Genomic DNA, 22,290 nt, shown 5'->3' with positions numbered 1-22,290 from the left:
CTCGCGCTTTTTTGCGAAGGGGCCCGGCACGTGGCGAACAAACGGTACAGCTGCATTGGCCTGTACAACCCCAAATCCCCGGAAAACGTCGGTTCGGTCATGCGCGCCGCCGGCTGCTATGGCGTCAACTCGGTGTTCTACACCGGCAAGCGCTATGAACGCGCCCGCGACTTCGTCACCGACACCAAGCGGGTGCACTACGACATCCCGCTGATCGGCATCGACGACCTGCAGAAAATCATTCCCCTGGGCTGCACCCCGGTCGCCGTGGAACTGGTGGACGGCGCTCGCCCGCTGCCGGAATACACCCACCCGGATCGCGCCATCTACATCTTCGGCCCCGAGGATGGTTCGCTGGACGACGACGTCCGCGCCTGGTGCGAAGAAACCATCTACATCCCGACCAACGGCTGCATGAACCTCGCGGCCACCGTCAACGTGGTGCTCTACGACCGCATGGCCAAGGGTTTGAACACCCGCTCCGGCCCGCGCTTCAAGTAACCGGCCACACCGATGGAACGCCGGTCGCGCACCGGCGGTCTGCTGACTATCACGTCCCCGACAGGAGCATCGTCCATGTCCCAGAAGATCGAGATTCCGACTACGCCATTCCAGAGCACGCCAGAACAGAACGTCCACGGCTGGGAGCGCGCAAGCTCCGTGGCCACCGGCGTGCTGATGGTCGGCAAGGGCTTGCGCCGCGGCGGCCTGTTCGGCCTGATCCAGATGGCGATTGGCGGCGCGGTGCTGGCCCGTGGCGTGACCGGGCATTGCGCGGCCAAGAGCCTGATAGAGCGCGGCCGCGCCGACCTCGACCAGATCCGCTCGCGCATCGAGCGCAGCGGCAGTGAGTTGAAGGCTCTGAAGGCCAGCGCCGAGGCGGCTACGCGGGAAGTAACGGTGACGGGGAATGTGTCGCTGGTGAATCCCAAGCCGTGATTTGAATGCTGTATCGCTGACGGCGCTTCGCGAGCAAGCTCGCTCCTACATCATCCATCGATCGCAACGCCCATGGACCTGTAGGAGCGAGCTTGCTCGCGATGCACCGGCACTGAGGACCTAGGTGCGTAGATCCCCATAGACCGACAACACCCACACTATTTCAACAACGAACTCTGCAACACCTCTGACTCCCGCCCCAACACACTCTCCGCCAATTGCACGAACTCCGCGGTACTCACGCTGTTCACCCGCATCAACGCACGGGTCAGGTCGTCCAGTGAGCGTTTGTTCTGGCTGTGCAAGCGTATCTCCCGGTCCAGCGCCTGCAACAGCAGCACGGCGCGGGAGATAGTCGCGCCGCTGATCTGTTCGCCACGCACGCTGGTGACCGCCTTGCCTTCCTTGTTAAGCCGCGCTTGCAGCGCCTGGTAACGGTCATCGCTGATACCGCCAGCACGACGCAACAGTTCGATGGAGTAGTACTCGGCCAGACCCTCGGTGATCCAGTCGCTGCCCTCGCGGTCGCTGATCCGCGCGAACACCCGCACCAGCTCGCGCAACAGCGGGCTGCTGCCGTTTTCGCTGACCAGCGGCGTGGCGCTGTTGAGGAAGATCGAATTGTTCGCCGCCCGCGCCCCGCGCCACAGGTGCTCGCGCGCGCCGACCAGCAGCAGCTTCGGCGGCGTACGCGGGAACACCGCCTGGTACTGCGGCCAGACGAACGTCAGCAGGGTCAGCGCATCCATCCGCCGCAGCCCCTGGCCGAAAGGTCCGGCGACGCTGACCTCGGTGTCGCCCAGCCGGGTACGCCGGGCGCCGACGTTGCCGGCCAGCATCCAACCGGTGGGGCGGTCGAACAGCCGCGAGACGTTGTCGATGCGAAAACGCTGCTTGCCCACCCGCGGCCAGGCGGTTTCGATACTTTTCCAGCCAGCGGGCAATTCCAGGGTCAGGCGCGCCACCAGTTCGGTGCCGTCCTGCTGGTCGAGGCGCGCGGGCGGCACCAGGTCATCACCGCGAAACAGCGCCCACTCCGACGACAGGCGGCTGTCATGGCTGCCGTTCTTCAAACGATGGTTGAGGTGCACCCGATAGCTCAGGCTGGCCTTGCCCGGTGCCGGGCGCCAGACACCGCGCTGGTTGTCGGCCTGTTGCTGCCACGGGCCATCGGCCTTGAAATCGCTGTACAGGCCGTCCTTGCCCAGGTCGAAGTCGAGGCTGCGGACCTGCGCGCCGTCGGCGAGGGTCACGCGCACCTCGGCCTGCCCGGTCTGCGGCAGCAAGCGCACGTGGTAGTCCAGATCGACTTTTTTCGCCCAGGCGGCGTTGCTCGCCAGCAACAACACGACCCACGCCAGATGGTGACGCACAGACATCGCCCGACTCCTTGTTTGAATGCGATGACCGCGAAAGCAGGCTCTACAGCAAGCCTTAGCTGGCGCGGAAAATCAGATAGTCTTCCCAGTCATCCTCGTCCACGCTCTCCTCGCTGAGCATGCGTCCGGATTGTGATATGCGCTGCTTGTGCACCTGCTCACGGTCGCCACACACCAGATGGTGCCAGCGCGGCAGGTCCTTGCCCTCGCTGACCAGGCGATAGCCGCAGGTCGGCGGCAGCCACTTGAACTGATCCGCCTTGCCCGGAGTGAGCTGGATGCAGTCCGGCACGTGCGCGAAGCGGTTGGGGTAGTCGCTGCACTGGCAGGTTTTCAGGTCCAGCAGTTTGCAGGCGATCCGCGTGTAATAGACGCTGTTGTCGTCTTCGTCTTCGAGCTTTTGCAGGCAGCACAGGCCGCAGCCATCGCAGAGCGACTCCCATTCCAGACGATCAAGCTGATCGAGGGTCTTGCGGGTCCAGAACGGTTCGGGAGTTGCCTGCATGTCGCGGTGATCCTGTTTCAAAATTCTTCTGCTCTATCGAGCGGCGCCAGTCTAGGACGAGTGCTTCGCCTTTGCCAGACCGCTTGTCAGGGTGTGTAGGACAGGCGTAGTTTTGCAAATCATTTCATACCCCCCTGTCAGGAACCCGCATGAGCGCCAATCCTCGCGTTGCCGAATACGCCATCAACGAACAGTTCATCCAGCGCTGGTCGCCTCGCGCCTTCACCGCCGAGCCGATTGCCGAAGAAACCCTGCTGAGCTTCCTCGAAGCCGCACGCTGGGCGCCGTCGGCCTACAACTCGCAACCGTGGCGTTTCCTCTTCGCCCGTCGCGACACCGCGAACTGGGAGCGTTACCTGGGCCTGCTCAACGAGTTCAACCGTAGCTGGGCGCAGCATGCCTCGGCGCTGGTGATCGTGCTGTCCAAGACCACCTTCACCGCCCCCGGCGCCAGCGAAGAAACCCCGGCGCTGTGGCACACCTTCGACACAGGTTCCGCCTGGGGTCACCTGGCCCTGCAGGCCAGCCTGAGCGGCTGGCACACCCACGGCATGGCCGGTTTCGACCAGGAACTGACCCGCAAGGAACTGAAGATCCCTGACGAGTACGTGCTGCATGCGGTCATTGCCATCGGCAAGCTGGGCGACAAGGCGACCCTGGCCGAGTACCTGCAAGCCCGTGAAGTGCCGAGCCCGCGTCGCCCGCTGAGTGAGCTGGCGGCCGAGGGTGATTTTACGCTGTAAGGCATTAGCGCTTTATCGCTGCGGTTCGGAGCACCGAACCGCAGCGATGGCGATCTCAATACCCCCGCGCGAAATCCACTTCCCCGCGCAACGCCTCTCCCGCGCCATACGCCCCCAGGTTCTCCACGAACAACCGCGCCATCGCCACCGGCGAGGTCGGCGCCGAGCTGTGCCCGGTCAGCAGCAGACCCAGAGCGGTCCAGAACGGATGATTGCGCGGCAGCGGCTCCTGGCGGCAGACATCGATTACCGCGCCGGCCAGATGGCCTTTGGTCAGTGCGTCGACCAGGTCACCATCGACCACCGCCATGCCACGACCGGCATTGATGAACAGCGCATCGGGGTTGAAGCGGGCGAACAGCGCAGCGTCATAGATATCGTGGGTAGCCGGCGTGTCCGGCAACAGGTTGACCACATAGTCCACCTCGCCCACCAGACGGCCGAGATCGTCCAGCCCCGCCACTTCGATAAACGGCGCCAACACACGCGGCTGGCTGGCGACGCCATAGAGGTGAACGCCGAACGGCACGAGGAACTCGCCCACCTGGCAACCGATGTCACCGGTGCCCACGATCAGCACCCGGCGCCCTTCCAGGCTGCGCCCGAGGCGGCCATCCCATTTGCGCTCGACCTGGCTCATCAGCCGGCTCAGCACTTCACGTTCGTGGCCGAGCATGTAGGTCAGCACGTATTCGGCCATGACCTGGCCGAAGATACCCACGGCGCGGGTCAGGCGGTATTCACGGGGCAGGCCATGGGCCAGCAACGGCGTGATTCCGGCCCAGGTCGACTGCACCCAGTCCGGGCGATGCCCCTGGCGCAACAAGGTCGCCAACAGGTCCGGCTGACCGAGCCAGACCGGGCAATCCGCGGCCAGACGCGACAGTTCGGCGGAATCGCCACTGGTGAGGATCTCGAGATCGGGCAGGGCCTCACGCAGCAGACGGGTGTAGAGGGCGTGATCCTGTTCGGCGATCAATACGCGCATATCGATTACAACCTTGCAAAACGGCGGGATGGCCAGCGTACGGCGGCTGGCCACATGGAGACGAAAACGGGGACGGGATCAGACCGGATCGTTGCGGCGCAGCAGTTCTTCGGGCAGGTGCTCGATGTACTCGTCCTCGAGCGGCGGCATCTGCAGGTGGTAACCCTGCTGGTCGAGGTTTTCCAGGACCTTGGCGATGTCTTCGCGGGCCAGCTTGCGCTCCGGGCTCAACACCAGGTCAAAAGCCAGTTGCGGCGTGCCGAAGGCGGGCAGCAGCCCTTCGGGCACGCGCGCCAGGCCATCGGCCTTGAGCACGTAAAGGTACATTTCGTTCTTGCGCGGGCTTTTGTAGATCGAGCAGATACGTTTCACGAGACTTCTCCAGCAGTGGCCAGGCAGTCCAGCAGCGCCTGGCCCATCCGCTCGCGGCGCCAGCCACGCAGCGAATCAGGCAATTGGTAAGGACCGTCGGGGTAACCGCTCTTGAGCAGCGCCTCGAGGGTTTTCTTGCGCAGCATCAGCTCCGGGGCGATGCTCAGGCGCTCGGCTTCGGCCTGGCCGATGGCACGCAGTTGTTTCAGCAGCGCCGAGGCTTCGATCGGCAGCGGCTCGGGCACGGCCGGCGGCCACTCGGACGGCGGCAGGCTGCCAGTGCGCTTGATCAGGTCCAGCAGGAATTCGCCATCCTGGCGCAGGGTGCGCGGGTGCATGTCTTCGATACGGGCCAGCGCCGCCAGGTTGTCCGGCTGGGTCCGGGCCATCGGCCACAGCGCGTGTTCACGCACCACGCGGTTACGCGGCAAATCACGCGCCCGGGCCTCGCGCTCGCGCCAGGCACACAGTTCGCGCAGCACCGCCAACTGGGCGCGGGACAGTTTCCAGGCCAGCTTGGCGTCGCGGTACAGCTCAAAGGGATCGACATCGCGGCGCAGTTGCAGCACCAGTTCGGCGCCGTCGTCCAGCACCCAGGCGTTCTTGTCGTCGCTCAGTTGCGGGCGCAGGCGCACGTACAACTCGGCCAGGTGCACGGCGTCTTCCGCGGCGTAGCTGATCTGGGTTTCGGAGAGTGGGCGTTGCAGCCAGTCGGAGCGGGTCTCGCCCTTGGGCAGTTCGATGCCCAGCACTTCCTGCACCAATCGCGAGTAACCCATGGAGAAGCCGAGGTTGAGGTAACCGGCGGCCAGTTGGGTGTCGAACAGCGGCGCCGGCAGGCTGCCGGTCAGGCGCAGGAGGACTTCGAGGTCTTCGCTGCAGGCGTGCAGCACCTTGGTGACGGCGGGATCTTCGAGCAGTTCGGCCAGCGGCTGCCAGTCGTTGACCCGCAGCGGGTCGATCAGAAAGGCGCGTTGCCCATCGCCGACCTGGATCAAACCGGCTTTGGGATAGAAGGTGTCGACCCGCATGAACTCGGTGTCGAGTGCCACGAAGGGCAGTTGACGCCACTGCTGGCAATGCTCCGCCAGGCTGCGGTCGTCAGAAATCCAGTGAATATCGATGGCCACAAGGCTCTCCCACGAACAATGGCGCGCAGTATATACGGCACAGGCCACTGCCGGGAAACCGCCCGACAGCCCTCTCCCTATGGTTTGTAAGAGAAGCAGACGAAGCGGCTTTTTGCATCCGACTCAGGAGGTAGTCCCTTTCGGCCGGCAACCGGCGAACAGGTCCAGTTGCGGGTTGTACAGGGCTGTTTTCACCTGCAACAGGCCGAGCATGGAGTGGAACAGGTTGTCCTGGCTCAGCGGTTGGTCACGCTCCTGTTTCAGGCAGTCGACATCCACGCCGAAGCTGCTGCGGTAGTTGTCGGAGAACCAGGCCAGCATCGGCACATGTTTCTGTTGCTCCGGCGCCACCATGTAGGGCGTGCCGTGCAGGAACAGGTTGTACTCGCCCAGCGACTCGCCGTGGTCGGACAGGTAGAGCATCGCCGTGTCCACCTTGCCCTGCTTGCTGCGCAGCAGGTCGATCAGCGAGGCCAGCACGTGGTCGGTGTAGGCCAGGGTGTTGTCGTAGCCGTTGATGATGCTCTGCCGGTCGCACTGGTTCAGTGCGTTGCTGTGGCAGACCGGGGTGAAGCGCTCGAACTGCGCCGGGTAGCGCTTGTAGTAATCCGGGCCATGGCTGCCCATCTGGTGCAGGACCAGCACGGTGTCTTCCTTCAGGTCGTCGATGCGCGCGGCCAGGTCCTTGAGGAGGATTTCGTCATGGCATTCGCTGTCGGCGCACAGGCCCGGCTCCTTGAGGTTGCTGACATCCTCGAAGTGCACCCGGTCACAGGTGCCCTTGCAACCGGACTGGTTGTCCCGCCAGTACACCGCCAGGCCGGCGCGCTGGAGCATGTCGAGCAAGCCTTCCTGGTTTTTCGCGGTCGTGGCGTCGTAGGTCTTGCGGGTCATGCCGGAGAACATGCAGGGCACCGACACCGCTGTCTCGGTCCCGCAGGACGTGACATTGCTGAACGCCACCAGGCCCTGCTCTTTCGCCAACTGTGGCATGGTGTCGCGGCTGTAGCCGAGCAGGCCGAAGTTTTCCGCCCGGGCACTCTCGCCCACCACCAGCACGGTCAGCGACTTGCGTGGATGGCCAGCCCAGTCCGGCGACAGCGTGGCGTCTTCGCCGATCGTGCGGAACGACTGGGTCGCCCCGCCGACTTTTTCCCGCACATAGTTCACCGAGGCGCCGATGTAGTTGCTCGGCACGACCATCAGGCGCAGTTCATGGTGATTGCGAAACAGCGAGGCCAGGCCTTGATAGTTGAGCATCGCCACCGCCGCGAGGATCAACAGGCTGGCCAGGCCAACCCATAACTTGCGCAGCAACTCGCGAGGCAGACTGCGGAAGTTGACGGGTGTCCTGAGCAAAATAAAGGTCGGCACCACGCCCAATAAAACAATATAAACAAGCAACTTCAGCGACAGCAGATCGCGCACTTCCGTCACGTTGGTTTCCACGGTATTGCGCAACATGCCGATATCGATCAGCACGCCGTATTGATTCATGAAGTACGCCACCCCGGCGCTGACAATAAACAGCAGTGCCAATAGCGGTTTGAGGGTTTTGCGAAACGTCAGCACGGTCAGTACGAAGTTGAAGGCGCACAGCAACAACACGCCGAACGCCAGCCGCAGCAGCAGCCCGTGAGTGTCGCCCTGGAGCACCGTGGAAACGTGCGCCCACAGGACCGAGTTGAAACCGAGCAACAGATAGACACTGGCAAACAGCGTCACCCACTCGGGACGCAACGACTTTATTTTCAACATGACGTTTCGCTTATGTAGAGTTCCCCGCCGAGACCGTTGCGGCCCCGCCTTTTACCGGGCGAACTTTAAGCAGCCATTCATCAATTTTCCGTGAAAAAAGCGCGAACAAACAATGTTCTGGATGAAGCTTTGTTAATCCACGCCGTGCGTTCAGCCGCGGTTCAGAAACAGCGGCTGTATTTAGCTGACGTCAGGCAGGCAAACGCACTTTGGAATAAGAATCGCGGTCGATATCGAGAATTTCCACGCACAACTGAATATCCACACCCGCCTGGGCCGGGACCACATCCTTCAGCGCGTCCAGCAGGCTGGCGGAGAGTTGCCGTTTGATTTCCGGAGAGCGGCCGCTCAACAACGCCAGCTTCACATGAACAAACGCCCGCTCCAGCGGAGCGATGCCGACCCGGAACACCTCATGGGCCACGGCCCGGCTCTTGATATCCAGCTCGTCGCTGAACTGGCCGCTGGCGACCAGCGCACTGTTCAGGCGCAACAGCGCTTTATCGGTGTCGAGGGTGCGCAGGTTGGCGCTGTACTCCAGATGCAGTTGGGGCATTTCGGTTTCCTGAGGCGGGACAAAGAGCCACAGCCTACTCCAGCTACCCATCCCGACAAAGGCAACTATCCTGAAGATTCACGCCCTCAACCTCAGGAGAACCGTAACCATGCCGGTTAAGCACGATTTACTCGCAGACCTGCAACTGACCCGGGAAGCATTCGAGGACCACAAGAAAAAAGACCCGCACCTGGGCAGCCTGCACCAACACTACCTGAGCAAGGACAGCGAAGTGGTCGAGGCCGAACGGGACGGCAGCCCGGATGACAAGGTCACCAAATTGCGCAAAGAGCGCCTGCTGATCAAAGACCAGATCGTCGCCCACCTGAAACCCTGAACCCGCCCCCGGCGCTGACGCAGGCGAGCTCCTCCCCGCGTCAGCGCGACGCCAGACGCAAGGCTTCCAGCGCCTCATAAGACTGTCGCGTCCAGAACTCGATCCGTTCTCGCAATACGTCCGATGCCTCGTCGCGCTTGCGCTGGCTGTCCGGCACGAACGTTTCCGACGGCTGCTTGGCGTGCAGCCCGGCCGTCCGCAGGGCGAGCTGCGCGTCCTCACGGCCAAGACCGAAAAAGCCCGCCAGATGCTCGCCCATGCTTCCCGGCAATTCGGTGTAGTTGACCAACAGGTTGCCCTCGGCGCGGCTGTGTTCCAGGCCCGCCGCCAGCATCAGGCCGAGGCGCCGGGCGATCTCGTCTTCACGCCCGCCCATGCCCTGGTCACCATCGAGCCACGCCGAACCGAGCATGCCGGGAATCATCTGCATCCCGCCCCGACGCATATGGGAAACGGCGATCTCCAGCGGCTCACGGTACAGGTACAGCCACGGCACCTCGGGGAAGCACTCACGCAACAAGCGCCGCTCACGGATGTTCCAGGCATCGAGCTTGATCACCAGCGCCCGCTCCTGCCCGCCGCGGACCTGACCATAGGCCGAGAGCAGGCCACGAATGGCCGCCTGGCGTGTTTCGTGGGGCAGTTCCACACGCAGCAGGATGTCCAGCGCGGGCGGCTCAGACACCACCACGTGAGTGTCCAGTTGCGCGAGCATCTGGCTGATCAGGGTCGAGCCACACCGCGACGCGTGATAGACGAACGCGCTCGGCGCCACGCCCGGACACTCCGCCTGCCATTGGCTCAACGCGGCAAGGGGCGTCTGCCGGCGGAACGCCTGGTTGAACGGCAGGGACAAGGCATCGTCCACCGAGTCGCGGAAAAACGGCTGGTCCAGTCGCTGCTGGCCAAACCAGCACCAGTCCACGCGCCATTCCGGCCCGTCCTGCCAGACGCTGATCGGCAACCAGCCCTGCAAATTCAGACTTTCCATTGATCACTCCAGCGAGCACGTCCTACGCGCATGGCCGACCGCACCTGGTCACGGCCAAAGATGAAGCCCTGTTCGCTCGCCAGCGCCAGCGTCCGCTCGACGAAGGCGTCCTTGTCGCGCAGCGCCTGCAAGGTCGCGCTCGCCTGCGGGTGCTGCTCCAGCCAGCGGGCGAAGTCGGCGAACGCCTGGGCGAAGCGCCCCACCCCGGCCGCGGGGGTGGTGGCCAGCCCGCTGTCGATCGCCGCGTCGAGCCAGGGCCCGGGACGACAATCGATGACCAAGTGGATACGTGGGCTGCTGTCGTGGTTCTGCACGCTGTGCGGACGGTCGAGATCGAGAAACCAGCACTCGCCCGCCTGCATCGGCACCCGCCGGCCTTCGAGCATGAAATCCACCTGGGCGGGGGTCAGCAGCGGCACGTGAAGGCGCATGTCGGCGTCCGGGCCGCCGAGGTCATAGTCGCGGTGCTCGTGAATATGCCCGCCCGGCCCCAGGCGCATCAGCCGGGCATTGCGGATGTCCACCGACAACCCGCGCAGGCCTTGCTGCCAGCGTGGGTCGCGCACCCAGGGCTGGCGCTCGACCGCGGGGCCGTCGCCGTGGGTCAGTTCACCCGTGGCATCCGCCGGGGAGATCAGCGCAATGCCGCTCCAGTCGCCCTCGAAATAGCGTTGGTTGAAATGCCCTTGCCACAGTTGCTCATCGAGATCCGCCAGCGCCGCCAGCAAAGGCGCCAGGTCGATCGGCACCGGCAAACGTGAGAACGCGGGGCGGCGCGCGGCGCCATCCCGGGAAAACCTGGAATCCATACCCTGGCCCCTCTACCCGACTCCCATTGGAATGCGGCCCAGTCTAGGGCCGGCGCATCGGCCGTCAAGCAAAATGCCATCACCTGTCGCGGCGACAGCTTCGTTGATCCGCGCCTGTCAGGCCTGGCGGAAAATCAGATACTCTCGGCAACCGCTGTCGTGGTCATGAACCCGCGCTCGCTGCCGACACAGTGATTACCGCCTTCCCGTGAAAGCAGCCACGGGTCCAGGCCTTTGAACACCACGCCCAAATTCGAAGCGATGACTATGCACCCTATTTACCTGAACCTCGGTTGCGCCGATCACCCACGCCAGGGCTTCTTCAATATCGACCTGGACGCACCGGGCGCGGACCTGCACCTCGAACAGGGCAAGGCCCTGCCTTGGGAGCGCGGCACGGTTCCGGGTATCTACAGTGCCCATTTGCTCGAACGCCTCGGCCGCAACCAGGGCATTCGTCTGCTGCATGAGTGCCGCCGGGTGCTGCAACCGGGCGGAGTGATTCGCCTGGTCACCACCGACCTCAAGGCCCTGATCGACGATTACCTCAGCGACCGCCCCGATCCCTCGGCACCGGGCATCGGCCGCAGCGAACGCCTCAACAACGCCTTGCGCCAGCAGGCCTGGACCTACGACGAAGCGGAACTGACGCGGATCTGCAAGATGGTCGGCCTGGAGCCGCTGACGGTTACCGCGCCAGGCGCGAGCAGCGACCCGGCCCTCAGCGGCCTGGAGTCCGCCGCGCCGGGGCAACTGGTGCTGGAGTTCCGCAAGCCACTGCGCCAGTTGGCCGCGGACGCCGAGCCACTGGTCAGCATCGTCATGCCGACCTACAGGACCACGTACCTGCACCAGGCTATGGAAAGCGCGCTGAACCAGACCTACCGCAATCTGGAAATCCTGATCTGCGACGACTGCCCGACCGATGCCATCAAAGACATCACCGCCGAGTACGGCCAATTCGACTCGCGCATCCGCTATGTGCGCAATCCGGACGCAGGCAAGGACATCGGCCGCCTCAACCACCTGCTCTGCCTCAAGGAGTCCCGCGGCGAGTTCATCAAGTTCCTTAACGACGATGACCTGCTCGACCTCGAATGCGTGGAACGCATGATCAAGAGCTTCACCGACTACCCGGATATCACCCTGGTGACCTCCAAGCGCCAGCGCATCGACGAGCACGGCGTGCCCCTGCCGGATATCGCCGCAACCCGTGCGCCGGTGGCCAGCGACTCGATGATCGAAGGGCTGTCGCTGGGCACCGCGCTGATGCAGTCGTACCTCAACTTCGTCGGCGAGCCGACCACGGTGATGTTCCGCCGCAGCGAGGTAATCGAGGTCACTCCGAACTTCCTGTCAGTGGATGAGCAGGACATTCCCTGGGCTCCGGATGTGGCGATCTTCATCAACCTCGCCTTGAAGGGCAACACCGTGTACCTGATAGAGCCGCTGAGCAGCTTCCGCCATCACGCCGAACAGTGCCAGGTGCTTTACGCCGGCCTGGTCCAGGAAGAATCGCGGCGTTGCTGGGACATCATGCGCGACTTCTGGATCCGCCATGAATTCGACAAATCACTGTGAACAACCCTGGCCTGGCCCTGATGAAAGACAGACCAACCCGCGCGGCCGGCGGCTATGGAAACACACCATGACAATGCGCAGCTTATGAGCGACCGGGAACCGATTTTCGTCACCCAGCCCATGCTTCCAGACCTGGAAGCCTTCATGCCCTACCTGCAGGAAATCTGGGACCGGCGCATGCTGACCAACGGCGGCCCGATGGAGCAACGCCTTGAGGCCGCCCTCTGCGATTACCTTGGCGTCGAGCACATCTCGCTGATCTGCAACGGCACTCAGGGGCTGATTACGGCAATACAGGCGGCGGGGCTCAGCGGCGAGGTCATCACCACGCCCTATTCTTTCGTCGCTACTGCACATTCGTTGCTGTGGAACCAGCTCACGCCGGTATTCGTCGATATTGATCCGGGCACCATGAACCTTGATCCGGCACGAATCGAGGCAGCTATCACCGAGCGCACAACGGCGATCCTGCCGGTGCACTGCTACGGCCATCCCTGCGATGTTCAGGGCATCCGCCAGATCGCAGAACGCCACGGTCTCAAGGTTATCTACGACGCCGCGCATGCCTTCGGCGTGCGTGACGATGGCGGTAGCCTGCTGCGTCACGGCGACCTGTCGGTACTCAGTTTCCATGCCACCAAAGTGTTCAGCACCTTCGAGGGCGGGGCTATCATCTGCCCGGACGAAGCCACCAAGCGCCGTATCGATCAGTTGAAGAACTTCGGCCTGGTTCCCGGCGGCGCCACGGTGGAGTTCACCGGCAGCAACGGCAAGATGAGCGAAATCCACGCCGCCTTCGGCTTGCTGCAACTGAAAGACCTGGACGAGACCCTGGAGCGGCGCCGACTGGTCGACCAGCGCTACCGCGAAGGGCTGGCCGGAGTTGTCGGCATCCGCTGCAACGAAAGCGTCGGCGCACAACGGGCCAACCATGCCTATTTCCCGATTCTCGTCGAACCAGCCTATCCACTGACCCGGGACGCCTTGTTCGAACACCTGGCCGCTCACCAGATTCATGGCCGTCGCTACTTCCAGCCGCTGATCAGCAGTTTGCCGATGTACTGTGCCCTGCCATCAGCCAGCCCTGCCAACCTGCCGGTGGCCAATCGCTTGGTGGAGCAAGTGATCTGCCTGCCCATCTACCCCAACCTAGACCACGAGACCGTCGACTTCATCATCGGCCTGATCGCCGGAGCCGCCGCATGACAGCAGTAGCGATCATGCAGCCGTACCTGTTTCCCTACATCGGCTACTGGCAACTGCTGCACGCCTCCGACTGCTTCGTGGTCTACGACGATGTGAACTACATCAATCGCGGCTGGATCAATCGCAACCGGATTCTCATCAATAACGAGCCGGGCCTGATAACCCTGCCGCTGCTGCAGGCCTCGCAGAACCGCAAGATTCGTGACATCGAGATCGCGCCCCACGTGCAGTGGCAGCGGCGTTTACTGCGCACACTGGAAATGACCTACCGCAAGGCGCCCTGTTTCGATCAGGTGTTTCCACTTCTGGAACAGATCCTCGGCCACGACGAGCGCAACCTGGCGGCATTCCTCAGCCACCAGTTGCACACCCTCGCCCGCTTCATGGGCCTGCAGACCCGGATCGTGACCAGCAGCGCGGCCTACCGAAACGACGATTTGGCGGCACAGGAACGTATTCTCGATATCTGCCGCCAAGAACGAGCGACCCAGTACATCAACGCTCAGGGCGGGCGGGCGCTGTATGAACCGGCAGCTTTTGCGGAACAGGGCATTGATCTGCGCTTCATCGCCATGCGCCCCTTGCCCTATCGCCAGCGCGGCGAAGGCTTCACGCCCTATCTGTCGATTGTCGACGCACTGATGGAAGTCGGCCCCGACGGCATCGGATCGCACCTGGCGGCGTACGACCTCTGAGGCTCAGGCCGTCCAGACGTCAGAAATCCAGGCCCTGACTGCTTTTGACCGCTCGTGCAGGCGCGCCGATGTACAACTGCCAGGGTTGCGTGTCCTGGGTGATCAACGCCCCCATGCCGACGCAGGTGCCTTCACCGATGGTGCAGTGATTGATGACGGTTGAATTGGCTCCGAGCCACGCATATGCGTTGACCAGGCAGTGGCCGGCCAAGACCACACGGGGAGCCAGGAACACATGGTCCTTGATCTCTCCGTGGTGACTGACCTGGCTACCACTCCAGATGACCACGTTGTTGCCGATCATCGCGAACGGCTCCAGTACGCTGTTTTCGAGGATAAAGCAGTTCTCGCCGATGACATTGTCATTGACCGTGGCCTTCGGGCTTACATAGGAGATGAAGTCATAGCCCCTGCCCTTGCCTTGTAGGTATACGGACTCGCGCAGGCGATTCATCTTGCGCCCGGTCATGGGGGCGAAGAGCTGGTACTCGCTACTCGGGAACCAGTCATCGAGGGTTTCGAACGGCACGACCGGCAAACCTTCGAATTGCTTCGATTCCGGTATATAGCGCTCATGCACGGTGAAGGCGACCACTTCTACCGCCGGGTCTTTTTTCAGGTAGTAGTGCGCCAGTTGCGCGGTATCCAGTACCCCGAAAATCACAACTTTGCGCATCGTGGCCTCCACGGTTTTCAAAAGCGGGCCTGATCAAAAGAGCAGGTGTAACGGGCTGTGTATACTGCGCCCATTTAACATTGTCATTCGTATAGGGAGACGGGACACCGGGCAAATGGACAGGCCTCTCGATCAAGGCCAAATGCGTTTGGCATTTCAACAACGAGAGCTTTATACCAGTCTGTGTCGGCAAGAGTGTCGTCTGCTTTATGCCGAGCTTCATTATTCATCGCTTTGCCCGAGCGGGCGATGAGCGGATCCGCCTCTAAATCACAGGCCGTTGTGAGAACGCAAATGTCTATTCACCTAGCACCAGTCGATGCAGCGCGAGTTCGTTACTGAACAACTCCCGAGCTTTGAGCAAGTGCGAGAGATCCCATTCCACCGAGAGCACCTGATGGACAAGTACAATCCGTTTCTCGACCTGATCGCCTATTTCGCCGCCAAGCGGGCGATGTTCCAACGGGAAAAGCACAGCATCACCCGCCTCGCCCTCGGATCCTCCCACGGCGACTTCGCGTTCGATCCTGCGTATTGCCCCGGCTCGTTCAACTTGTGCAGCCGCTCCCAGGATTTTCGCCACTCCCTGGCGCTTTACCAATACGCCGCCAGCCAGGCACCAAACCTGGATACGCTGATCGTTTTCTATTCTCTGTTTTCGCCCGGCAACGTGCTGGAACAATCACCCAGCGAAAAGACTCTCGCACCGCTGATGAACGAAGTGTTCCGGCTTGGGCAGCACTATGACGATGCGCAATTGATGGAGATTGCTGCCCAACTGGAAGGCCGGCTGGAGGGCATCGACGGCACACTCGGCGGGATGTCCGGGTTCCTGCCGCAACACCAGAAGGTCTTCATGCCAGCGGACTATAGCGTGCAGCGACGGGTCGAGGATCACCTGCGGCTCAATCGCAAGGAAGATGGCAATCAGTACCTGGCTCAGTTGCTGATGCTGGCCGCCGAACGCGGTCACCGGGTGCTCCTGGTGATTCCACCGATGCACCGCGATTACCAGGCCGTCGCCGGCCCGGACTCGCCCCATCTGTTCCGCGGCGCGTTCGAATTGCAGCAGCTGATGGACTGCCTGCGCCCCGGCTTCAACATGAACATCCTCGACTGCTACGCCGACGCTGACTTCGTCGACGAACACTTTGGCGACTACGACCATCTGCTACCCGAGGGCGATGGTGCCCCGCTCCTGTCGACGAAGATCGCTCAGAGCATCACGACGTCCTGATCGACGTACGGTAGCCGGGTATGGCTGGACAAGTCGCCGGCCTGCAGCGCCGCCCGCTCAGGCGATGCGATACACGGGAGTGGAGTCGGGGAGATTCGCCGGACAATGCGCAAACGCCAAGTGATGTTTGGCTGATGCTGGGCGGGCACGCACCGTGGAGCGGCGCAGTGTGGACTGTAACCTCAACCGTCATGTGCAGAGCATGTTCACCCGCCTGCACATGAACGGCATTACCGATTACTTGTTAGCTGGCCGTTTGAATCAATATCACTGCCGTTCCTGTGTTATTGGAGCAACCGTCATCACCAATATAGGCATAGAGCGTCATGTTGGCTTGTGGCACATCGACCACAGACGGGTTGGCCGTGACCAAAGCCCCCCACCGCGCGCTCCCCCAGCCCTGCAAGAACACCGTATCAGCCAGGCAGCCTCCCGACAGATCGCCGTTTGAACAACTCATGCTGTTCGATACCAGCGAAAAAACATAGCGACCCGGAGCAAGCTGAATTTTTACCGGCGTGCCATGTGTTACCGGGCCAAACGGACTGGAAAGGCAATTGCTATTAGCGTCGATTGTGACAGAGGTAGCAGCCACACACGCCAAAGGAGTGGCGAAGACGAGTGCTGCCGCGAGAAGCTTTGCGTACATTAATTACATCCTTTTAAAAAATGTAGGTGATGGGTAATTCCATCAAGCGGAACATCATGATTCCGGCGTTGACCAGCAACTGGCTGACTTGTCGGTGAGTAACCCTCATCAGCACAGGAGCTGCGCTAATTTATCGCAGCGGACAGGAGAATGAAAAGCAAGGTTTCGGTGAACCGACGTTTTTCAACGAGGTCTTCCCGCACTCAGTCAGGCTCCAACTTTGCGCTCGCGCAGGGTCAGCCAGGTCGTCGCGCCGACGATTACCGCGATGCCCAGCAGCTCATTGCCAGCCGGAACATCGGCCCAGATCAGGAATCCGATCAGGCTGGCAAAGACCAGGGTCGAGTACTCGAAGGGTGCGATCAGCGTGGCGGGCGCATTCTGGTAGGCGAACGTCAGCAGAATCTGCGCCGCGCCGCCCAGCAACCCGATCGCCACCAGCACCGGCAACTCCTCCAGGGAAGGCACGACGCTGTCGAACCATAGCGACAACGCCCCCGCTACAGCCCCGAACACCGTGAAGTAAAACGCCACCGCACTGCCCTTTTCTTCACCGGACATGGTGCGGATGGAAAGCAGGGCGGCGGCCGTGGCCACAGCGCCCGCCAGAGCGACCAGCACACCCGGCTCGACACTGCCCGCGCCCGGCAGCACGATGAGATAGACACCGAGAAAACCGCACAGCAAAGACAGCCATCTGCCACGGCTGACCGACTCGCCGAGAAACAACATTGCAAACAGGCCGATGAACAGAGGCGCCGTGTACGTCAGCGCGGTGGCCGTGGCCAATGGCAACAAACCCACCGCGGCGAAACAGAGCACCTGCGAAGCGGTGCCGAAGGTACAGCGGCGCAAATGTGCCCCGACATTGCGGGTACGCAGAGCACCCCACTCCCCGAGCCAGTGGATCAACAGGAGGATAGGGATCAAGGCGAACAGATTACGTACGAACAGGATCTGTCCCACCGGATAATCCTGTCCCAGGCCCTTGATCAAGCCGTACATCCCGGCAATCAACAGCGCTGAAACCAGCTTGCAGATAATCGCGCGCCTGACCGCACTCATAGCGCTGCGCTTTCCGCTCCAACACTGGCGAGAATGTCGTCCCGCGAGACGTTCTCCAGGCCAAGAGCGCGAAGATTACGGCCTTGGGCCAGGTAATCGGTGTTGTTGACCGCGGAGGCCAGCCGAATGATCGAGCCAATCATCGAACAGTCCACCCCAATCTGCTGACCCAACTCGAACCAGGGCACCAGCACATAGGGAACATCCTGGGAAACGAAGCGATGACGCATATGGTCCGGCGCCATGTGTAAGGCATTGTGCTCAGGCGAATTACTGGCGAACTCGTTGAAACTGGTGAATGAACGGCCATAAAAACCATTGAGAATGTCCACCACTGAGCGGGTGTGCAGACCAAAACCACGTGCAATACCTTGCCGCTCCTGATCGAGTTGTTCGGCCACCTTGCCGACCGAGGCCGATATACCTTCCCGGTAGAAGTAGAAGTTTCCGCCAGAAGTTTCGATCCAGCCCGCGTTCATTAACGCCGGTACCGGATGAATGACACCGGTAACGCAGGAGAGCCCGATTTCCAGCACATTGTCCCGCCAGTCCAGTGGCATCGGAAATAACGCCTCGATATCGCGCCGGACAGTTGTATCAAGCGCCACCGGCAGGGATGCGACGGGAAGAATTTTCTTTATCCCCGTAATACGCACATGGCCGCCATCAAAGCGCGAGGCATAGGGAGATGTACTGGTTTCAATGATTGCCCTGGCATTCAGTTTGCCTCGTGCGACGAGACTAAAGAAGTTGCCGGTAATACAAATGACAACGTGCCGGCTCAAATCGAATTCAGCCAATTCATCGATGATGGTCATATGGCCATAAGCAGGAACAGTAACAACAAGATAACGGGAGAACGCCAGGGCCTCGGCCATGGACGTGCTCAACCGCGGCTGAACACGACTATCGGGCGCCAAGGACGAGGTCAATCCACCTGCGGCCTCGATACTATCGAGATTGCCACTGTGTTGTGGATGCGCATATAACAGTGTATCAATATCGCGATGGGAGAGATCTGCGACAAAGGCACAGCCACAGTGTCCTGCGCCGAGAATGGAAACAGCAGTCATTTCATTATTCCTCTGGAAATGGATTCGGCGGCCATTAGGTTCTTTTGCACACAAAAGAACAACTCAACATTGGTAATCCAATATTTCCGAATCAACAAGAAACCAGAACAACAAACCAGGACATGTAAGTTATTTCAAAAGTCACTGAGAGACATAGTGACTTTCTACAAACTTTCGAACGCTGATTATCAAGATCATTACTTGAACATTACATTACTGTAAACATTAAGTTCAAATGCTGATTACTCCGCCAGGAGGGAAACTCCCATCGAACAGCCAGAGCGACTCCCCTCTGCCTTTCGACCAGTGTTGGAATTTTCGAACACAGAAACGACGAAGCCCCTGAAACTTCACAGTTTCAGGGGCTTCGTCTACAACATGTATGGCGGAGAGATAGGGATTTGAACCCGTCCGCCTTGCGCAATAGGCCGCAACAGGCCGGGTTTTGCTGCTCCACCAGCCCAGAGAGGCGGTACAATGCGCCCCCATGCGGTCCCGAATTTGCCCTACAATCGCCCTAAGCTTGCGAAGGGTGATTTGTTATTCGGAGCAGATCCGAGCGTCAGGCTCAGCTCTGCCATCCCCACCTTCCCGGAGAGATCATCTCGCCTAATTGCAGAAGGGATTCGAACTCGTACGCTCATCCCCGCGGTCCGCCATAATCCCGATTTCTCTGCCGCGCCAGCCGCCTCTACTTACCCATAGCGCTCTGCAACGGCCCCGGTTTAGTCCTAGCTTTTGAGATGTATCGGGCTTTCTCCAGCAGGCTGGCGCGCCCCAGGCCATTGATAAGCTACCATTTAGCCACAATGAGCACTCATTTGATCACCGTGCATTTCATGCCAGCCTTTTCTAACGGAGCGCTATGTGATGGATGGATCCTTTTACCAAGACCGCGAACCCAATGATATCGAGAAGGAAATTAAAAACCTGAGCCAAAAATGGGCGGAGCAAACACAACCCGGCGAACACTTTCGATTCGATGCTTTTACCGAAGCTCTCGAACTTCACAACAATGGAATTGAGCCACACCTTCTAACTACTGACCAGCTCATTACCTATGGTGTCGAGTCTGGAAAAAAACTACTGTTCGGCAACATGGGCGCTTACATATCCCAAGACAATCAGCTTTTCTGGCGCTACTGCTCATCGCTCCTACTGGACTTCCACCATGCGAAGCCACCACACCCTATTAGAGAAAACTCAGATCTATTCAGACTATTCCAGGCCTGCATGGCAAACATGCTCACAGAAAGAGGGAATCCCCTTCCGCTCACTGCGCAATCTTTCTTAGCAGATCGCGCAGAGCCCATGCTGTGTGCGTCATATCTTTTCTACCCGCTTATTGAGTCCCTGAGCAGAGTTATACTTAAAGACTACATGCAACCAAACGGCGACATCACGCGAGCATTCCAGGTTGGCCCGGTTGCTTATGCGCCGCCAGATCAAGGGAAAGGCAAAACTAAATGCAGCAACCTGAAGCACTCACTAGCTTTCGCAGTGGAACAAATAGAAAACCCGAAACTGAAAGCTGGAGTGACTGAACTCCTTGATAGCCTTAAACGCTTTACAACAAATAATGGAGGCATCGACTTGCTGTTTAGCATGCGCAACGACGCCCTACATTCCGGCGCCTCACTAGCACCAATTGCGGGATTTAGTGCAACTTTAAGCTGCCTTCTAGGAATTGAGATTGCGAAAAATAATATCGACGCTTATAGAAAACGGATCTGCCCAATCCCACTATTCGGAATTAATATGTGGGCATCGCTATACGCTCAAATATGTAAATTCCCAAGAGGGTCTGCAAAATGCCCACTACCCGACCAAGTGCAATAATAAAAATCGAGATACCAAATTTTACCACTCTAATTTTTGTCTCTCTACGAAGCACTAATAATTACTATCGGGCAAAAACCCGCCACAACTGATCAACCCGAGTGGTGAAAGACTGACTCATCATTTCGCGCCGCATCCCCCAATCGGGGGTGCGGGGGACACTGGCCGAGCGCATTGTCCCCCGGCCGTACCGACCGTTGATCGCATCCAGCACCGACATCAACCGGTCACAGGCCGTCGGCTGCGTTACCGCAAACAGGTCACCCGAGAACTCTCCTGGCTGCCGCAAATCCATCAATAGCACCTCTGCTTTGCTGTACCGGAAACCGGGTCGGTAGACCCGCTCCACAGCCTCGGTGGCCGCCCTGGTGAGCAGCAGCGTGTCGTTCGTGGGATACGGCAGCTCGACTAGGGCGCCGTTCGCGTACCTGGCCTCTTCAAGATTGAACATGCCAGTGCGAATGCTCACCCGCATACGCTTGCACACCGAACCCTGACCACGCAGCTTCTCGGCCGCTCTCGCGGCGTAGGTGGCCACCGCCTGCTTGATCGGCGTCAGTTCGACCAGACGCTTACCGAACATCCGACTGCAGCAGATCTCTTGCTTGGGCGGATCCGGTTCATCTAGATCCAGACAGGCGGTACCAGCGAGCTCTCTGGCCGTTTTCTCCACCACCACGCTGAACTTGTCGCGCAGCATACGTGGATCAGCCCTCGCCAGGTCCATCGCTGTCCGGATGCTCATGGCCTCCAGGTGCGCGGTCATCCGCCGGCCAATGCCCCACACCTCCTTCACCTCGGTATTGCGCAATACCCAGTCACGCTTGAAGTCATCACAGATGTCGACGACGCCGCCGGTCTGAGCCTGAAGGCGCTTCGCGGTGTGGTTGGCCAGCTTCGCCAGGGTCTTGGTTCGCGCGATACCCACACCAACCGGGATGCCCGTGCACCGCAACACCCGGGCACGAACCTCACGGCCAAGCTGGGTCCGGTCGCCCGGGATCCCGGTGAGATCAGCGAAGCACTCGTCGATCGAATAGACCTCGGACGCCGGCACCATCGACTCGATCAGGGTCATTACCCGCTCGCTCATGTCGCCATACAGTGCATAGTTCGAAGAGAACGCGACGATGCCATGCCGACGGAGCTTCTCCTTGGCCTGGAAGTACGGCTCGCCCATCTTCACAAACGGCTTCGCGTCATACGACCTGGCGATCACACAGCCGTCGTTGTTGCTCAGCACCACTATCGGAGTCTTGGCCAGATCCGGCCGGAACACGCGCTCGCAACTCGCGTAGAACGAGTTGCAGTCGATCAGCGCTAAGACCTGGTCATTGCGCATGATCGCGCACGCTGTAGCGAACCACGCCCCAGATAACCAACTCGTCGCCCTCCATAATGTGCCGAGGGGGATAGGCTGGGTTCTCTGACTGCAGGATGACGGAGCCATTGCGCCGGTACAGCCGCTTGCACACGGGTTCAGAGTTGACGGCCGCGATCACGATGTCGCCGTGCTCGGCTTCGTTGCTGCGGTCTACGATAAGAAGGTCGCCCGAGAAGATGCCTGCACCCTGCATGCTGTCGCCTTCCACCTGGACCAGGTAGACGTGCGGAGCGCGAAGATCGAACAGCTCATCCAGCGAGATCTGTCGCTCCATATGATCCGCCGCAGGCGAAGGGAAGCCGGCCGGCACACGGAACGAATAGACGGGGAGTAACGTTGGGCCGCCCGTCGGCGTACCGAAGAAGGTGATGGTCATGT

General features: G+C 60.7%; 24 protein-coding genes. 9 read left to right on the top strand and 15 right to left on the bottom strand.

Features of this window, described 5'->3' with window-relative positions:
• Window positions 1–30 precede the first annotated feature (30 nt).
• Together NTD82_RS14335 and NTD82_RS14330 are read left to right on the top strand one after the other, a co-directional pair.
• Window positions 31–501: an RNA methyltransferase gene (locus NTD82_RS14335; protein ID WP_075806095.1), complete on the top strand. Its 471-nt coding sequence runs from the start codon at window positions 31–33 to the stop codon at window positions 499–501.
• A 75-nt stretch (window positions 502–576) separates the two neighbouring features.
• Window positions 577–939, top strand: coding sequence for a DUF2892 domain-containing protein (locus NTD82_RS14330; protein ID WP_262129174.1), 363 nt, complete (start codon window positions 577–579; stop codon window positions 937–939).
• Window positions 940–1,097: 158 nt separating this feature from the next.
• Here the strand turns inward: NTD82_RS14330 and NTD82_RS14325 are convergent, their stop codons facing one another.
• The gene (locus NTD82_RS14325; protein WP_371864266.1) at window positions 1,098–2,312 is read right to left on the bottom strand and encodes a hypothetical protein; all 1,215 of its coding nucleotides are present in this window, start codon (window positions 2,310–2,312) and stop codon (window positions 1,098–1,100) included.
• A 61-nt stretch (window positions 2,313–2,373) separates the two neighbouring features.
• On the bottom strand, window positions 2,374–2,823 hold the full coding sequence (locus NTD82_RS14320) for a YcgN family cysteine cluster protein (protein WP_262129173.1): 450 nt from the start codon (window positions 2,821–2,823) through the stop codon (window positions 2,374–2,376).
• Between the two features lie 149 nt (window positions 2,824–2,972).
• Here NTD82_RS14320 and NTD82_RS14315 point away from each other — a divergent pair, with 149 nt between their 5' ends.
• Complete coding sequence (locus NTD82_RS14315; protein WP_095153920.1) at window positions 2,973–3,566, top strand: nitroreductase family protein; 594 nt, start codon at window positions 2,973–2,975, stop codon at window positions 3,564–3,566.
• A gap of 55 nt (window positions 3,567–3,621) precedes the next feature.
• On the opposite strand, the gene NTD82_RS14310 is transcribed toward NTD82_RS14315, so the two are convergent.
• The 5 genes from NTD82_RS14310 to NTD82_RS14290 all read right to left on the bottom strand — a co-directional run bounded on the left by NTD82_RS14310 (window position 3,622) and on the right by NTD82_RS14290 (window position 8,370).
• Window positions 3,622–4,554: a D-2-hydroxyacid dehydrogenase gene (locus tag NTD82_RS14310; protein WP_095154333.1), complete on the bottom strand. Its 933-nt coding sequence runs from the start codon at window positions 4,552–4,554 to the stop codon at window positions 3,622–3,624.
• 78 nt (window positions 4,555–4,632) lie between these two features.
• The gene (locus tag NTD82_RS14305; protein ID WP_095153921.1) at window positions 4,633–4,926 is read right to left on the bottom strand and encodes a YcgL domain-containing protein; all 294 of its coding nucleotides are present in this window, start codon (window positions 4,924–4,926) and stop codon (window positions 4,633–4,635) included.
• On the bottom strand, window positions 4,923–6,056 hold the full coding sequence (gene rnd / locus NTD82_RS14300) for a ribonuclease D (protein WP_095153922.1): 1,134 nt from the start codon (window positions 6,054–6,056) through the stop codon (window positions 4,923–4,925). The genes NTD82_RS14305 and rnd overlap by 4 nt, the downstream gene beginning before the upstream one ends.
• A gap of 123 nt (window positions 6,057–6,179) precedes the next feature.
• The gene (locus NTD82_RS14295) at window positions 6,180–7,814 is read right to left on the bottom strand and encodes a phosphoethanolamine transferase (protein WP_262129172.1); all 1,635 of its coding nucleotides are present in this window, start codon (window positions 7,812–7,814) and stop codon (window positions 6,180–6,182) included.
• Window positions 7,815–8,004: 190 nt separating this feature from the next.
• Window positions 8,005–8,370 (bottom strand): 5-carboxymethyl-2-hydroxymuconate Delta-isomerase, encoded by a 366-nt coding sequence (locus tag NTD82_RS14290; RefSeq protein WP_262129171.1) that lies wholly within the window; start codon window positions 8,368–8,370, stop codon window positions 8,005–8,007.
• 109 nt (window positions 8,371–8,479) lie between these two features.
• Here NTD82_RS14290 and NTD82_RS14285 point away from each other — a divergent pair, with 109 nt between their 5' ends.
• Complete coding sequence (locus NTD82_RS14285) at window positions 8,480–8,707, top strand: hypothetical protein (RefSeq protein ID WP_262129170.1); 228 nt, start codon at window positions 8,480–8,482, stop codon at window positions 8,705–8,707.
• A gap of 40 nt (window positions 8,708–8,747) precedes the next feature.
• On the opposite strand, the gene NTD82_RS14280 is transcribed toward NTD82_RS14285, so the two are convergent.
• Complete coding sequence (locus NTD82_RS14280; RefSeq protein ID WP_262129169.1) at window positions 8,748–9,698, bottom strand: sulfotransferase family protein; 951 nt, start codon at window positions 9,696–9,698, stop codon at window positions 8,748–8,750.
• The gene (locus tag NTD82_RS14275; RefSeq protein WP_262129168.1) at window positions 9,686–10,507 is read right to left on the bottom strand and encodes an aspartyl/asparaginyl beta-hydroxylase domain-containing protein; all 822 of its coding nucleotides are present in this window, start codon (window positions 10,505–10,507) and stop codon (window positions 9,686–9,688) included. The genes NTD82_RS14280 and NTD82_RS14275 overlap by 13 nt, the downstream gene beginning before the upstream one ends.
• A 267-nt stretch (window positions 10,508–10,774) precedes the next feature.
• Between NTD82_RS14275 and NTD82_RS14270 the strand changes: the two genes are divergently transcribed.
• The 3 genes from NTD82_RS14270 to NTD82_RS14260 all read left to right on the top strand — a co-directional run bounded on the left by NTD82_RS14270 (window position 10,775) and on the right by NTD82_RS14260 (window position 13,989).
• The gene (locus tag NTD82_RS14270) at window positions 10,775–12,088 is read left to right on the top strand and encodes a glycosyltransferase (protein WP_262129167.1); all 1,314 of its coding nucleotides are present in this window, start codon (window positions 10,775–10,777) and stop codon (window positions 12,086–12,088) included.
• Between the two features lie 84 nt (window positions 12,089–12,172).
• Window positions 12,173–13,294 carry a DegT/DnrJ/EryC1/StrS family aminotransferase gene (locus NTD82_RS14265; RefSeq protein ID WP_262129166.1) on the top strand — a complete coding sequence of 374 codons (1,122 nt, stop codon included), beginning with the start codon at window positions 12,173–12,175 and terminating at the stop codon, window positions 13,292–13,294.
• The gene (locus NTD82_RS14260) at window positions 13,291–13,989 is read left to right on the top strand and encodes a WbqC family protein (protein ID WP_262129165.1); all 699 of its coding nucleotides are present in this window, start codon (window positions 13,291–13,293) and stop codon (window positions 13,987–13,989) included. The genes NTD82_RS14265 and NTD82_RS14260 overlap by 4 nt, the downstream gene beginning before the upstream one ends.
• Window positions 13,990–14,008: 19 nt before the next feature.
• On the opposite strand, the gene NTD82_RS14255 is transcribed toward NTD82_RS14260, so the two are convergent.
• Complete coding sequence (locus NTD82_RS14255; protein WP_262129164.1) at window positions 14,009–14,665, bottom strand: acetyltransferase; 657 nt, start codon at window positions 14,663–14,665, stop codon at window positions 14,009–14,011.
• A 397-nt stretch (window positions 14,666–15,062) separates the two neighbouring features.
• Between NTD82_RS14255 and NTD82_RS14250 the strand changes: the two genes are divergently transcribed.
• Entirely contained in the window at window positions 15,063–15,902 is an 840-nt protein-coding gene (locus tag NTD82_RS14250) for a hypothetical protein (protein ID WP_262129163.1), read from the top strand.
• Between the two features lie 244 nt (window positions 15,903–16,146).
• Here NTD82_RS14250 and NTD82_RS14245 read toward each other — a convergent pair whose 3' ends face one another.
• The 3 genes from NTD82_RS14245 to NTD82_RS14235 form a co-directional block, all read right to left on the bottom strand.
• On the bottom strand, window positions 16,147–16,551 hold the full coding sequence (locus NTD82_RS14245; protein WP_262129162.1) for a hypothetical protein: 405 nt from the start codon (window positions 16,549–16,551) through the stop codon (window positions 16,147–16,149).
• A gap of 207 nt (window positions 16,552–16,758) precedes the next feature.
• Entirely contained in the window at window positions 16,759–17,616 is an 858-nt protein-coding gene (locus NTD82_RS14240; RefSeq protein WP_262129161.1) for a DMT family transporter, read from the bottom strand.
• A complete protein-coding gene (locus NTD82_RS14235) occupies window positions 17,613–18,689 on the bottom strand; it encodes an NAD/NADP-dependent octopine/nopaline dehydrogenase family protein (RefSeq protein ID WP_262129160.1) in 1,077 nt (358 codons plus the stop codon). Before NTD82_RS14235 ends, NTD82_RS14240 begins: the two co-directional genes overlap by 4 nt.
• Before the next feature lie 870 nt (window positions 18,690–19,559).
• Here NTD82_RS14235 and NTD82_RS14230 point away from each other — a divergent pair.
• Window positions 19,560–20,528, top strand: coding sequence for a hypothetical protein (locus NTD82_RS14230; RefSeq protein WP_262129159.1), 969 nt, complete (start codon window positions 19,560–19,562; stop codon window positions 20,526–20,528).
• 64 nt (window positions 20,529–20,592) lie between these two features.
• Here NTD82_RS14230 and umuC read toward each other — a convergent pair whose 3' ends face one another.
• The gene (umuC, locus tag NTD82_RS14225) at window positions 20,593–21,870 is read right to left on the bottom strand and encodes a translesion error-prone DNA polymerase V subunit UmuC (protein WP_262129158.1); all 1,278 of its coding nucleotides are present in this window, start codon (window positions 21,868–21,870) and stop codon (window positions 20,593–20,595) included.
• Complete coding sequence (locus tag NTD82_RS14220) at window positions 21,860–22,288, bottom strand: LexA family protein (RefSeq protein WP_262129157.1); 429 nt, start codon at window positions 22,286–22,288, stop codon at window positions 21,860–21,862. Before NTD82_RS14220 ends, umuC begins: the two co-directional genes overlap by 11 nt.
• Window positions 22,289–22,290 lie beyond the last annotated feature (2 nt).

Origin of the sequence: Pseudomonas sp. 5P_5.1_Bac1 (genome assembly GCF_025466015.1) — a bacterium.
Taxonomy (GTDB): Bacteria; Pseudomonadota; Gammaproteobacteria; order Pseudomonadales; family Pseudomonadaceae; genus Aquipseudomonas.
Note: the sequence above shows the minus strand (reverse complement) of the source record. Positions and strands in the feature narration are given on the sequence as shown.